The organism is Paenibacillus sp. FSL H8-0175 (assembly GCF_045040615.1).
Taxonomy (GTDB): Bacteria; Bacillota; Bacilli; order Paenibacillales; family Paenibacillaceae; genus Paenibacillus_AQ; species Paenibacillus_AQ odorifer.
In genome coordinates this window covers 24,463-37,038 of the sequence record NZ_CP150299.1, presented here as the reverse complement: position 1 = coordinate 37,038, position 12,576 = coordinate 24,463, and the positions used below count along the sequence as shown (strand labels likewise).

Here is a 12,576-nt window from a genome sequence, read left to right as displayed (position 1 = left end):
CAAATGCATATGCCTATTGGCTAAAATTCAAAAAAAACCGTAGGATTAATCTCCTACGGCTGGATATCCTCATTTATTAAGAAAAGAAAGACAGAACAGACAGTCACCTTCCGTGCGTAAATGTCCAAAATAAACATTACAGATGTGAAAGCCTTCGTGGTAAAGCCGAGCCAAGTTGTCATAACCTTCCCCGACAACCTCTTCTGTTCCCTCTCCGGTAGCTAAAAGAGCTTCCGCCTCCGCAGAATCTACGGTAGGATCCAAAGGTGCATCCCGCTTTAAAATTTTGCGAAGCTGTTCATTCTCCAGAGTTAACCTCTGGTTAGCTTCCATCAGTTCTTTTACCGTCTGTTTCCATTCTCCAAGATTGGCGCGCATCGTTTCCATCTGCGCTTCCATATCCTGCATGTGTGCAAATATATTTTTCTTCTCCAAGTTTCCACCCCGAAAGTAACCTTATATGGTTTACTTGACGACAACATCATCCATTGGAAGTTCCTTAACTTTGCCCACTTCAAACAACTGTACATGAACCGTACGGTTTCCGGCATTGATCCCTACTACTTTGCCATCCCCCAATGAGGTCACGACAATCTTGCCGACCGCTGGCATTTCTTCCTTTACACTCTCATAATTGTCATGCTCAAATTTCAAACAACACATCAGACGTCCACAAAGTCCGGAAATCTTGGTCGGATTAAGTGAAAGGTTCTGATCCTTGGCCATTTTTATGGATACGGGTTCAAAATCCCCTAACCAAGAGGAGCAGCAAAGCACTCGTCCACAAGGTCCAAGTCCACCTAGCATCTTAGCTTCATCACGTACCCCAATTTGCCGCAGCTCAATGCGGGTCCGAAAAATACTTGCCAGATCCTTAACCAATTCTCTAAAGTCAACGCGTCCTTCAGCCGTAAAGTAAAATATAATCTTATTACGGTCAAAAGTAAACTCTACATCTACGAGCTTCATTTTGAGACCGTGGTCGCGTATTTTATTTAAACAGGTGGTAAAAGCCTCCTTAGCGGCGCTTTTGTTCTCCTCAACAACGCGTGCGTCGGTTTCTCCGGCAATACGCATCACTTTTTTGAGGGGTAGTACAACATCGGACTCCTCCACCTCTTTTTTGCCTACGACAACCTTACCGTATTCCACCCCACGTGCTGTCTCAACAATAACACATTGATCTCGTTCAATCGGAAAATCAAGTGGATCAAAATAATATATTTTACCCGCTTTTTTAAAACGGACACCTACTACGCTGTACAAAAATTAACCCCCTTGTTTGCCGGTAAAAGGAACCTATGGGCATGTCCGCTCCCTGATGATCCATGCTTGTCCTTCCTCGTCTGTTAAAACGATACTTCCAGGTAAAGCGACATCCGGAGGATATATCATTGCTAATCCTTTAACTTTCCAGTCGGATTAAGAACTGCTCCAGACACAACTGGGCATTGGCATTGGAACGCAGCTTCTTAGTACTCTCTGCAGCATATCCCATATAAGCCACCCATTGTTCCGCACTGCGCCCACGGGCATGCCTGGAAATAAAGTCTAACTGATCTATAAAAACGATACTTTCGTGCTTGCGGTACAGGAAGTAGAGCATATCTTTAAACCATAGATGGAACATGCTGAAAAGGATATCCAAATGTTCAGCGAGCCCAGTCTTGAACAGCTTCTGCCCGGCAGTTGCTACCGTGGAGCTGCCCTTGCTTAAGGACTCCTTAGCTAATTGTAACACTAGATTTCTCATTTCTGCAAACCAATTCTGTTCCAAAAGTTCCCTGCAACCATCAAGTCCCGAACTAAGTGATACTGCACATCGAGCTAAGGGGATCGGCACACCCTCACTTGCTAGCGCTTGAAGCATAATATCCGGATTTAACGGACTAAATGGGATCCTCTGAGTCCGTGACTGAATCGTCGGCAATAAAGAACGACTATTATCAGATATTAGAATTCCTACTGCCGGAGCTGGCGGTTCTTCCAGAAACTTCAACAAACTATTGGCAGCTTGTACCGTCATTTTGTCTGCCCCATCTATAATATAAACCTTTGGATTCACACCCTCAGATCGATAGGAAAAGACACGCTGCAGCTCACGGATCTGATCTATTTTTATGCTTGCACCGTCGGGCTGCAGCAATGACAAATCAGGATGGTTTCCATGCTCAACCTTTCGGCACTCTAGACATTCGCCACAGGCGTCATCCTTGCTTTCCGTGCAAAAAATTGCTTGGGCAAACATCAGCGCCGTCTTCATTTGTCCACTGCCTGCTGGTCCTGTAAATAAATAAGCATGGCTCACAGCATCCTTGCGCAAGGCATTTTGGAGTAGCCGTTTAGCATGCTCCTGGCCTACTATATCATGAAAAGGCATAATTTCCTCCCAAAACTTTAAAAAGAAAGGTTGATTAACAACCCGCGAATTTCTCCAACACGTCCCAACAGATCTATTCGGCCCTGCTCACTATTCAGCAGATCATCTGCCATAGATAGCAAAGCCGCATCAATTTCCTCAAGCAGCTTGTAACGCTTACCCCGCCCACGTCTATCCCATCCACGTGTCTCTTTCAGTATAACGCCTCTACGAGCGGTTTCTTCCAGAAACCTTTTGATCATCATCCGGTAAATGGTGAGTTCACGAATGGTCATAGACTTAGATAAACGGTCGCCTTGTGACTGTATTTCTTTGATCTGGCGGTTTAGTTCATCTTTGGTTTTCTGTTCACCTTGCTGCTGAAAAACGTCAGAGAACGATTTCTGCTGAACAGGCTTATTAGCCCCTTCTGCATTTGGAAGCTCACTCTTTAAGGGCCTATATCCCGGATTGATCTTCAAAGGTTATCTACCGCCCCTTTTTTGTAAATGACTTGCTCATTTATATTATACTTAATAATGTTCGAAACGATCTACAGGAAGCACGAATACAGTAGCGCCACCGACCTGTACTTCAACAGGGAGCGGTAAATAGGAATCCGTCGTGCCACTCATCGGAGTTACTGGAGTGACTAGTTGTTCACGCACTTTACAGCTGTTACGGATAACGTTCAATACAGCTTCGATCTGACTGTCTTCCACCCCAATCATAAATGTCGTATTTCCCGCCCGCAGAAATCCACCTGTACTTGCGAGTTTGGTAGCACGGAAATTGGCTTTTACTAGCTCACTGGATAACCGGTTACTGTCTTTATCCTGGATAATTGCAATGATCAACTTCATCTTCGCATTCCCTCCCAAAAAAGTTTTATGGAGTATTACTACTTAATGTGTTCTTAGTAGTAACCTCACTTCATAAGCAAACGCTTAGTTATATGCCACTTCTCTTATTATATTAGACAAAACACCCTAAAAACCCTTTAATACTCTCTCTTCAAGAGTTCTCACGATATCTTGTTCTACCAGATGAATAGGGCGGTTTGCATCAAGAACTACTATTCTCTCCGGATTCGCCTTAATTAATAAATGATAACCTTCACGAACCTTCTGATGAAATGCAAGACTCTCCATATCCAGACGATTGACTTCGCGATCTTGATTGGCCGCAATCCGTGATAATCCAATCTCAGGGTCTACATCCAGATAAAAGGTTAGATCGGGCATGCGATTTCCAATAGCAAAACGGTTAATACTCCACACCTCTTCCATACCTAATCCTCTTGCATGTCCTTGATAAACGAGACTGCTGTCTACAAAGCGGTCACAGAGGACTGTAAGCCCTTCTCTAAGAGCTGGCTCTACTACTTCAGCGAGATGTTGGCTTCTTGATGCAGCGTACAGCAATGCCTCTGTACGTGCATCCATTGCAGTATGGGCAGGATCCAGAATAATAGAGCGAATTTTTTCGGCGATTTCTATGCCTCCAGGTTCACGTGTAATTCGATAGGGCATGGACCGATTCTGCAAATATGCTGCTACTCTACCCAGTACCGTTGTTTTTCCGGAGCCTTCGCCCCCTTCTAATGTTATGAAGAAACCTTCTTTGCCCACTTATACTTCTCCGCCCTTCTGAATGTTGTATACCTTAATACGCTGTAAGACCGGATCAGCACAAGCCTGGAACTTCGCGCCTCCATAAGCTAAACCAGTCAGTCTTTGCTGTATCTGATCTGTGATGACCTCACCCGGATATAATAATGGAATGCCTGGTGGATAGGGAATTACCATTTCTGCAGCTACTCTCCCCACGCTGTGTTCAAGATTAATACTTTCTACCTCATTGGCTGACACCGGCTTCAAAGAGAAGGGAACGGGTACCGAGATTTGTAAAACATTCAAATTGTTCCACGTGGAAATATTTTGAGATTCTAAAATGCCAGCGGTGTGCGGTGATTCGGATGTATCCTCCGACTCTATTTCCCGCAGCGCCTGCAATAACCTTGCTGCATCTTCAGCCTTCGAACCGAGGCTGAACAGCAGCACTACGTGCCGGTCGTCACTCATCTCCGGCACACAGCCCTTAGCCTCGAGCCTGCGCTGCAGCTCGAAACCGCCTAGGACCCCGGTGGCGTCATAAATGACGACTTTGAAGGGGTCCTGCGTCTCGTACGCCGCCTTATGCAGCGGCGTGCCGTCGTGCAGCGGCTCTGCCGGCTGCACCAATCCATAGCGCGGCAGCTCGGCAAGGCCGCGCCGCAGGACATCCACGGCGGCCAGCCCCGCCGTGAATGCATCGCTGCCCCGGCTGTGCAGCAGCCGCCGGGCAAGATCAAGCGACGCCATCATAGGATATGATGGGCTGGAGCTCTGCACCATGGCGAGCCGCTGCGAGAGCAGGGCACGGTCGAGCCGCTGCCCTTGAACATGCAGCATAGCGCCCATGGTCATCGCAGTGAGCATCTTGTGCGTGGACTGCACTACGCCGTCCGCGCCACAAGCAAGCGCCCCGGCAGGCAGTGCCGGGTGCTGCCCGTAATGCGCCCCATGCGCTTCATCGACAAGCAGCGGTACACCGCTGTCGTGGCAAATACGCGCGAGGGGCGCAAGGTCACTGCCCATGCCGTAGTAATTGGGCATGGTGACAAATACAGCGGCGGCTTCCGGATAGGCTGCAAGTGCAGCCTCAACAGCTTCTGCCGCCGGCGCTACTGCCAAGCCGCTGAGTGGATCAATTAGCGGCTCGACGAAAACAGCCCTCACTCCAGCTAACATAAGACCATGAATCACTGATTTATGCACATTTCGTTGAAGAATCAGAATCATTCCTGGCTCGGGGCAAGCCGTTAGAATCAGCGCCAGGTTACCCGCCGTACTTCCGCCAACTAGAAAAAAACTCTCCTCTGCTCCAAAGCAATCCGCAGCCAACTCCTGTGCTTCCTTAATGACTCCCTCAGGATGATGAAGATCATCCGTACCGGTAATCTCCGTAACATCGTACTTCATGACCTCATCTAGAAACCCAGCGCCTTCTACGCCGTCATATGCCGCTCCATTTTTATGTCCCGGCACATGATAAGATATATTACCCACAATTCTATATTGCTCCAGCATTTCGTATACAGGTGCCCTACATCGTTGTAATTTATTCATATTAAATTCCTTCCCATAGGGTTCCTTCTATTTTAACGTAAATATTCAGAAACTCCTATGTTTCCTCATAAAAGCATCTGACTGAACAGCAAAACGGCTCCCCCCGCTTAAACAACGAGGAAGCCGTATATGAATATCTCTAATGCAGCCCTTATATCTTTCATCCAGACTGCTCTCTTATCCGCATCAATTAACAGAGTTACTCTACTTAAGCGTTCTTTTGCAATCCGATCTTCTTCATCTGGCCAATAAAAAAACGGTACTTAGCATCTTCTGCCTCGGTACGGATCATTTCTGCCTCACAATCCTCACAAATAAAATGCGAGACAATCACAATACCTTCTTCTTTTTCCTGCCCACAAATGATACAAGCTTGCCCGGTTTGCTGTTCCATAACCATCCCACCTTGACTCTTTTAAGAACAGTATGATACACCTTCTATCATTTTAAACCTTTTCATAGTTTTTTCATATCCTTCGTTTCGTGTATTATATATATTCCGCTGCCCCTATATCGGTGAATATTCGCCCATAGTTTAATAAAATGCTTTCATTCGCCGATATTAAGAACATATGAATCTGTGAGGAGGTTAGTCTATTTTATATGGAACCCAACACCAAAGGCGCTGCTACATTCTATCAATATAAATTAATCAAAAAAATTAATCTAACGGCACCTCTGCTGCGTGTTTATATTTTGCTCCCTCTTTTGGTCCTTGTGCTCGAGACAGTCTTTCTTTCTTGGTGGAGTATTCTCTACTTAATTATAGCTGCTCCGGTTATGTTCTGGGTTCAATATGTTATTTCACGCTCAGTACTTCTAATCTCCGGGCATCCTATTTCAAAAAGATGGTCCATCTCATTTAAAATCCCGTGGCTTGGCTTCATGCCAGATCAACACATTAGTTACCGCATTTTCCGTAAAGTACAGTTACATAATTTTTATATTGGTCTTTGTATTGCAGCTCTCTTTATTTTTTGGTCTCCACCGGCATTTACAGTATCCCTGATTATTTGCCACTTGTGGCTTTTATTGCCCCGTCTCTATACACTGTTCAAAATAAATCAACGCAACAAGGAAGGCATGCTGAAGTTTAATCCATCCGATGCCTCCTATTACTCTCAATAGAGTACAGTTAACCTGTGTTCGCATATAAATAAATAATCGCCATCCATAAAGGACGGCGATTATTTATTTTGTCTTAAGACCTTTAATTAAGGCCTTCTTTTCTTTAGGAATCATAACTATAAAATAATCATCATGCACTGTTAAATGAACCGTTACTCCATCCTTCTGAAAAACACCAGATGAATCGGTATTCTCCTCTTCCTGTTCAACCCATCCCCAGGCCTTAATAGTATCCATATACTCCTCTGGGATGCCGTTCTTCTCCTTTAATCCAGGTAAAGAATAACGCACATAATCCATAGCAACGTTTGTCGTAGTCTGGTCTGGTGAGTACGCCTCTTGGGGCACAGGGAAATTTTTCTCGTTTAGCGCACCCTCAAAAGCATCCCAGCTGGGCGCTTTCGTACCGCAGCCTGCCAGTATTAAAGCTACTATACACGAAAAAATTAATATCTTAATAATTCTTGTTTGTTTCATGCCTTAAATCCTCCTTACCTCCACAATGCATCTAAAGACACAAGAAAATTCAAAGTTAGAATTTATGAGTAGTTCCTTCGTATTAGAGATGTTGCTTATTATTTGCACTTATCTATTATACTTGTATCGACCTCAGCGTCGGTAACAAAAATGTCACTCAATTACAGCCCCTTCAGATGTTGTACTCCCCTTCAAATAACACTCTTGTCCAAAAAAAAACAAAAAAGCCACTGCTGATAAATCAACAATGGCTTAATGTGCTTGGCAACGTCCTACTCTCCCAGGACCCTTCGGTCCAAGTACCATCGGCGCTGGAGGGCTTAACGGTCGTGTTCGGGATGGGTACGCGTGGAACCCCTCCGCTATCGCCACCAAACATGCGTCTGTGAAACAGACGCTGCCGCGTGAAATTCGGTTCTTCACCAGAAGTGAGAATGAATTTCTAAGCGTGTTACAGGCTTGATCGCCTGAAAACTGAATCCGAAACAAATCTGCATTCTACGTATAGGATAAGCCCTCGACCGATTAGTATTGGTCAGCTCCATGCATTACTGCACTTCCACCTCCAACCTATCTACCTCGTCGTCTTCAAGGGGTCTTACTAATTGGGAAATCTCATCTTGAGGGGGGCTTCACGCTTAGATGCTTTCAGCGCTTATCCCGTCCGTACGTAGCTACCCAGCCATGCTCCTGGCGGAACAACTGGTGCACCAGCGGTACGTCCATCCCGGTCCTCTCGTACTAAGGACAGCTCCTCTCAAATTTCCTGCGCCCACGACAGATAGGGACCGAACTGTCTCACGACGTTCTGAACCCAGCTCGCGTACCGCTTTAATGGGCGAACAGCCCAACCCTTGGGACCTACTTCAGCCCCAGGATGCGATGAGCCGACATCGAGGTGCCAAACCTCCCCGTCGATGTGGACTCTTGGGGGAGATAAGCCTGTTATCCCCAGGGTAGCTTTTATCCGTTGAGCGATGGCCCTTCCATGCGGTACCACCGGATCACTAAGTCCGACTTTCGTCCCTGCTCGACTTGTAGGTCTCGCAGTCAAGCTCCCTTATGCCTTTGCACTCTGCGAATGATTTCCAACCATTCTGAGGGAACCTTGGAACGCCTCCGTTACTCTTTAGGAGGCGACCGCCCCAGTCAAACTGCCCGCCTGACACGGTCCCCGTACCCGGTAAGGGTACTAGGTTAGAACCTAGATACGATCAGGGTGGTATCCCAACGGCGCCTCCACCGAAGCTTGCGCTCCGATTTCTACGGCTCCCACCTATCCTGTACAGATCGTACCCAAATTCAATATCAAGCTGCAGTAAAGCTCCATGGGGTCTTTCCGTCTTGTCGCGGGTAACCTGCATCTTCACAGGTATTAAAATTTCACCGGATCTCTCGTTGAGACAGCGCCCAAGTCGTTACGCCATTCGTGCGGGTCAGAATTTACCTGACAAGGAATTTCGCTACCTTAGGACCGTTATAGTTACGGCCGCCGTTTACTGGGGCTTCGGTTCATAGCTTCGGGTTACCCCTAACCACTCCCCTTAACCTTCCAGCACCGGGCAGGCGTCAGCCCGTATACTTCGCCTTGCGGCTTCGCACAGACCTGTGTTTTTGCTAAACAGTCGCTTGGGCCTTTTCACTGCGGCCCCCTCGTGCTATTCACACTACCGGGGCACCCCTTCTCCCGAAGTTACGGGGTCATTTTGCCGAGTTCCTTAACGAGAGTTCTTCCGCGCGCCTTAGAATTCTCTTCTCGCCTACCTGTGTCGGTTTGCGGTACGGGCACCTTCTCCTGGCTAGAGGCTTTTCTTGGCAGTGTGAGATCATGACCTTCGCTACTATAATTTTCGCTCCCCATCACAGCCCAGCCTTAATGATGTGCGGATTTGCCTACACATCAGCCTCACTGCTTAGACGGACATCCATCAGTCCGCGTCACTACCCTCCTGCGTCACCCCATCGCTCATAGCGGATTACGGTGGTACAGTAATTTCAAACTGTTGTCCTTCGACTACGCCTTTCGGCCTCGCCTTAGGTCCCGACTTACCCTGAGCGGACGAGCCTTCCTCAGGAAACCTTGGGCTTTCGGCGGATCAGATTCTCACTGATCTTTTCGTTACTCATACCGGCATTCTCACTTGTGTAGTGTCCAGCGCTCTTTTCAGTACACCTTCAACCCCTACACAACGCTCCCCTACCCCAGATACATACGTATCTAGCCATAGCTTCGGTGGTGTGTTTAGCCCCGTTACATTTTCGGCGCAGAGTCACTCGACCAGTGAGCTATTACGCACTCTTTCAATGGTGGCTGCTTCTAAGCCAACATCCTGGTTGTCTGTGCAACTCCACATCCTTTCCCACTTAACACACACTTGGGGACCTTAGCTGATGGTCTGGGCTGTTTCCCTTTTGACAATGGATCTTAGCACTCACTGTCTGACTCCCGGCAATAAGTATATGGCATTCGGAGTTTGACTGAGCTTGGTAATCCTTGCGGACCCCGCACCCAATCAGTGCTCTACCTCCACTACTCTTATACCGAGGCTAGCCCTAAAGCTATTTCGGGGAGAACCAGCTATCTCCGAGTTCGATTGGAATTTCTCCGCTACCCCCACCTCATCCCCGCACTTTTCAACGTACGTGGGTTCGGGCCTCCAGTGCGTGTTACCGCACCTTCACCCTGGACAGGGGTAGATCACACGGTTTCGGGTCTACGTCCACATACTAAATCGCCCTATTCAGACTCGCTTTCGCTGCGGCTCCACCTTCTCGGCTTAACCTTGCATGTTAAACGTAACTCGCCGGTTCATTCTACAAAAGGCACGCCATCACCCATTAATAGGGCTCTGACTTTTTGTAAGCACACGGTTTCAGGTTCTATTTCACTCCCCTTCCGGGGTGCTTTTCACCTTTCCCTCACGGTACTGTTTCACTATCGGTCGCCAGGTAGTATTTAGCCTTAGCAGATGGTCCTGCTGGATTCATACGGGGTTTCACGTGCCCCGCACTACTCGGGATCCGTCTCGGAGAGAATACAGTTTAGGTTACAGGGCTTTTACCTCTATCGCGGGCCTTTCCAGACCTCTTCGCCTACCATATTCCTTTGTAACTCCATGTGAGACGTCCCACAACCCCTAAGAGCAAGCTCTTAGGTTTAGGCTGTTCCGCGTTCGCTCGCCGCTACTGACGGAATCACTATTGTTTTCTCTTCCTCAGGGTACTTAGATGTTTCAGTTCCCCTGGTCTGCCTCTACATTTCCTATGTATTCAGAAATGAGTAACTGCGAATTACCACAGCTGGGTTTCCCCATTCGGACACCCCCGGATCAAAGCTTGCTTACAGCTCCCCGAGGCAGTTTCGTTGTTCGCCACGTCCTTCGTCGGCTCCTGGCGCCTAGGCATCCTCCGTGTGCTCTTATTAGCTTAACCTTGATTCTTCCGAAGAAAAATCTCACTAATAACATTTACTTGTTTACACAAGTTGCTAAAAGATGTTCTAAAACGCAAATTCGTTTCGGTATCCAGTTTTCAAGGATCAAGTCTTACTTGAGAGCTTAAACTCTCAAAACTGAGCAACGAGTGAGTAACAGGCCTAAACCTGAGTTTTGGAAGCTTAGCTTCCGATTTGAATGTTCTCATTGCAGAGAACGATTCTCCATAGAAAGGAGGTGATCCAGCCGCACCTTCCGATACGGCTACCTTGTTACGACTTCACCCCAATCATCTACCCCACCTTCGGCGGCTGGCTCCCTTGCGGGTTACCCCACCGACTTCGGGTGTTGTAAACTCTCGTGGTGTGACGGGCGGTGTGTACAAGACCCGGGAACGTATTCACCGCGGCATGCTGATCCGCGATTACTAGCAATTCCGACTTCATGCAGGCGAGTTGCAGCCTGCAATCCGAACTGAGACCGGCTTTGATGGGATTGGCTCCACCTCGCGGCTTCGCTTCCCGTTGTACCGGCCATTGTAGTACGTGTGTAGCCCAGGTCATAAGGGGCATGATGATTTGACGTCATCCCCACCTTCCTCCGGTTTGTCACCGGCAGTCACTCTAGAGTGCCCAACATTACTTGCTGGCAACTAAAGTTAAGGGTTGCGCTCGTTGCGGGACTTAACCCAACATCTCACGACACGAGCTGACGACAACCATGCACCACCTGTCTCCTCTGTCCCGAAGGCCGCTGCTATCTCTAGCAGATTCAGAGGGATGTCAAGACCTGGTAAGGTTCTTCGCGTTGCTTCGAATTAAACCACATACTCCACTGCTTGTGCGGGTCCCCGTCAATTCCTTTGAGTTTCAGTCTTGCGACCGTACTCCCCAGGCGGAGTGCTTACTGTGTTAACTTCGGCACCAAGGGTATCGAAACCCCTAACACCTAGCACTCATCGTTTACGGCGTGGACTACCAGGGTATCTAATCCTGTTTGCTCCCCACGCTTTCGCGCCTCAGCGTCAGTTACAGCCCAGAAAGTCGCCTTCGCCACTGGTGTTCCTCCACATATCTACGCATTTCACCGCTACACGTGGAATTCCACTTTCCTCTTCTGTACTCAAGCCACCCAGTTTCCAGTGCGACCTCAGGTTGAGCCCAAGGTTTAAACACCAGACTTAAATAGCCGCCTGCGCGCGCTTTACGCCCAATAATTCCGGACAACGCTTGCCCCCTACGTATTACCGCGGCTGCTGGCACGTAGTTAGCCGGGGCTTTCTTCTCAGGTACCGTCACTCCGGTAGCAGTTACTCTACCGGACGTTCTTCCCTGGCAACAGAGCTTTACGATCCGAAAACCTTCATCACTCACGCGGCGTTGCTCCGTCAGGCTTTCGCCCATTGCGGAAGATTCCCTACTGCTGCCTCCCGTAGGAGTCTGGGCCGTGTCTCAGTCCCAGTGTGGCCGTTCACCCTCTCAGGTCGGCTACGCATCGTCGCCTTGGTGGGCCGTTACCCCACCAACTAGCTAATGCGCCGCAGGCCCATCCCTCAGTGACAGATTGCTCCGTCTTTCATTCTTCTCTCAGGAGAAAAAAGAAATTATCCGGTATTAGCTACCGTTTCCGGTAGTTATCCCAGTCTGAAGGGCAGGTTGCCTACGTGTTACTCACCCGTCCGCCGCTAAGTTATTTTGAAAGCAAGCTTTCAAAATAACTCCGCTCGACTTGCATGTATTAGGCACGCCGCCAGCGTTCGTCCTGAGCCAGGATCAAACTCTCCAATTAGTATTGAAAAGAGCGATATGCTCATTTTGAAACATCTGACGAGAAAATTAATTCTCTAATTTGGATTTCACTTACGTGATTTCCTACTCACTCGTTGTTCAGTTTTCAAAGATCAAGTTCTCGTTGGCGCCGTTTAATGTCTCAGCAGCAACTCTTATACTATATCATGTTCGGCTATTTAATGTCAAGCTCTTTTTTTAACTTCTTTTTCGAGCTCGGC

Annotated in this window: 10 protein-coding genes and 3 rRNA genes; 1 reads left to right on the top strand and 12 read right to left on the bottom strand. The window is 47.9% G+C overall.

Features of this window, described 5'->3' with window-relative positions; translation table 11 throughout:
* Window positions 1–69 precede the first annotated feature (69 nt).
* The 8 genes from yabA to MHH46_RS00125 form a co-directional block, all read right to left on the bottom strand.
* Window positions 70–435 (bottom strand): DNA replication initiation control protein YabA, encoded by a 366-nt coding sequence (gene yabA / locus MHH46_RS00160; RefSeq protein WP_036678835.1) that lies wholly within the window; start codon window positions 433–435, stop codon window positions 70–72.
* 30 nt (window positions 436–465) lie between these two features.
* Window positions 466–1,266 (bottom strand): stage 0 sporulation family protein, encoded by an 801-nt coding sequence (locus MHH46_RS00155; RefSeq protein ID WP_036678838.1) that lies wholly within the window; start codon window positions 1,264–1,266, stop codon window positions 466–468.
* 139 nt (window positions 1,267–1,405) lie between these two features.
* Entirely contained in the window at window positions 1,406–2,380 is a 975-nt protein-coding gene (gene holB, locus MHH46_RS00150) for a DNA polymerase III subunit delta' (RefSeq protein WP_076099912.1), read from the bottom strand.
* Window positions 2,381–2,397: 17 nt separating this feature from the next.
* Entirely contained in the window at window positions 2,398–2,841 is a 444-nt protein-coding gene (locus MHH46_RS00145; protein ID WP_036678842.1) for a YaaR family protein, read from the bottom strand.
* A gap of 51 nt (window positions 2,842–2,892) precedes the next feature.
* Complete coding sequence (locus MHH46_RS00140; protein ID WP_036678844.1) at window positions 2,893–3,222, bottom strand: cyclic-di-AMP receptor; 330 nt, start codon at window positions 3,220–3,222, stop codon at window positions 2,893–2,895.
* Window positions 3,223–3,348: 126 nt separating this feature from the next.
* A complete protein-coding gene (tmk, locus tag MHH46_RS00135) occupies window positions 3,349–3,990 on the bottom strand; it encodes a dTMP kinase (protein ID WP_036678846.1) in 642 nt (213 codons plus the stop codon).
* Window positions 3,991–5,529 (bottom strand): aminotransferase class I/II-fold pyridoxal phosphate-dependent enzyme, encoded by a 1,539-nt coding sequence (locus MHH46_RS00130; protein WP_076194947.1) that lies wholly within the window; start codon window positions 5,527–5,529, stop codon window positions 3,991–3,993.
* A gap of 208 nt (window positions 5,530–5,737) precedes the next feature.
* Window positions 5,738–5,923 carry a sigma factor G inhibitor Gin gene (locus tag MHH46_RS00125; RefSeq protein ID WP_036678851.1) on the bottom strand — a complete coding sequence of 62 codons (186 nt, stop codon included), beginning with the start codon at window positions 5,921–5,923 and terminating at the stop codon, window positions 5,738–5,740.
* Between the two features lie 209 nt (window positions 5,924–6,132).
* On the opposite strand from MHH46_RS00125, the gene MHH46_RS00120 reads away from it, so the two are divergent.
* A complete protein-coding gene (locus tag MHH46_RS00120) occupies window positions 6,133–6,657 on the top strand; it encodes a hypothetical protein (RefSeq protein WP_076194944.1) in 525 nt (174 codons plus the stop codon).
* A gap of 63 nt (window positions 6,658–6,720) precedes the next feature.
* Here MHH46_RS00120 and MHH46_RS00115 read toward each other — a convergent pair whose 3' ends face one another.
* From MHH46_RS00115 to MHH46_RS00100, 4 genes are all read right to left on the bottom strand, one after another.
* Entirely contained in the window at window positions 6,721–7,134 is a 414-nt protein-coding gene (locus MHH46_RS00115; protein WP_036678856.1) for a hypothetical protein, read from the bottom strand.
* Window positions 7,135–7,393: 259 nt separating this feature from the next.
* Window positions 7,394–7,510 (bottom strand): 5S ribosomal RNA (gene rrf, locus MHH46_RS00110).
* Between the two features lie 129 nt (window positions 7,511–7,639).
* A 23S ribosomal RNA gene (locus MHH46_RS00105) occupies window positions 7,640–10,566 on the bottom strand.
* 232 nt (window positions 10,567–10,798) lie between these two features.
* A 16S ribosomal RNA gene (locus MHH46_RS00100) occupies window positions 10,799–12,356 on the bottom strand.
* The 16S, 23S and 5S rRNA genes sit together here, the layout of an rRNA operon.
* Window positions 12,357–12,576 lie beyond the last annotated feature (220 nt).

Coding starts and splice junctions, on each gene's coding strand:
- holB (WP_076099912.1), bottom strand. CDS start 2,380: ATGCCTTTTCATGATATAGTAGGCCAGGAGCATGCTAAACGGCTACTC.
- MHH46_RS00140 (WP_036678844.1), bottom strand. CDS start 3,222: ATGAAGTTGATCATTGCAATTATCCAGGATAAAGACAGTAACCGGTTA.
- MHH46_RS00130 (WP_076194947.1), bottom strand. CDS start 5,529: ATGAATAAATTACAACGATGTAGGGCACCTGTATACGAAATGCTGGAG.
- MHH46_RS00125 (WP_036678851.1), bottom strand. CDS start 5,923: ATGGAACAGCAAACCGGGCAAGCTTGTATCATTTGTGGGCAGGAAAAA.
- MHH46_RS00120 (WP_076194944.1), top strand. CDS start 6,133: ATGGAACCCAACACCAAAGGCGCTGCTACATTCTATCAATATAAATTA.
- MHH46_RS00115 (WP_036678856.1), bottom strand. CDS start 7,134: ATGAAACAAACAAGAATTATTAAGATATTAATTTTTTCGTGTATAGTA.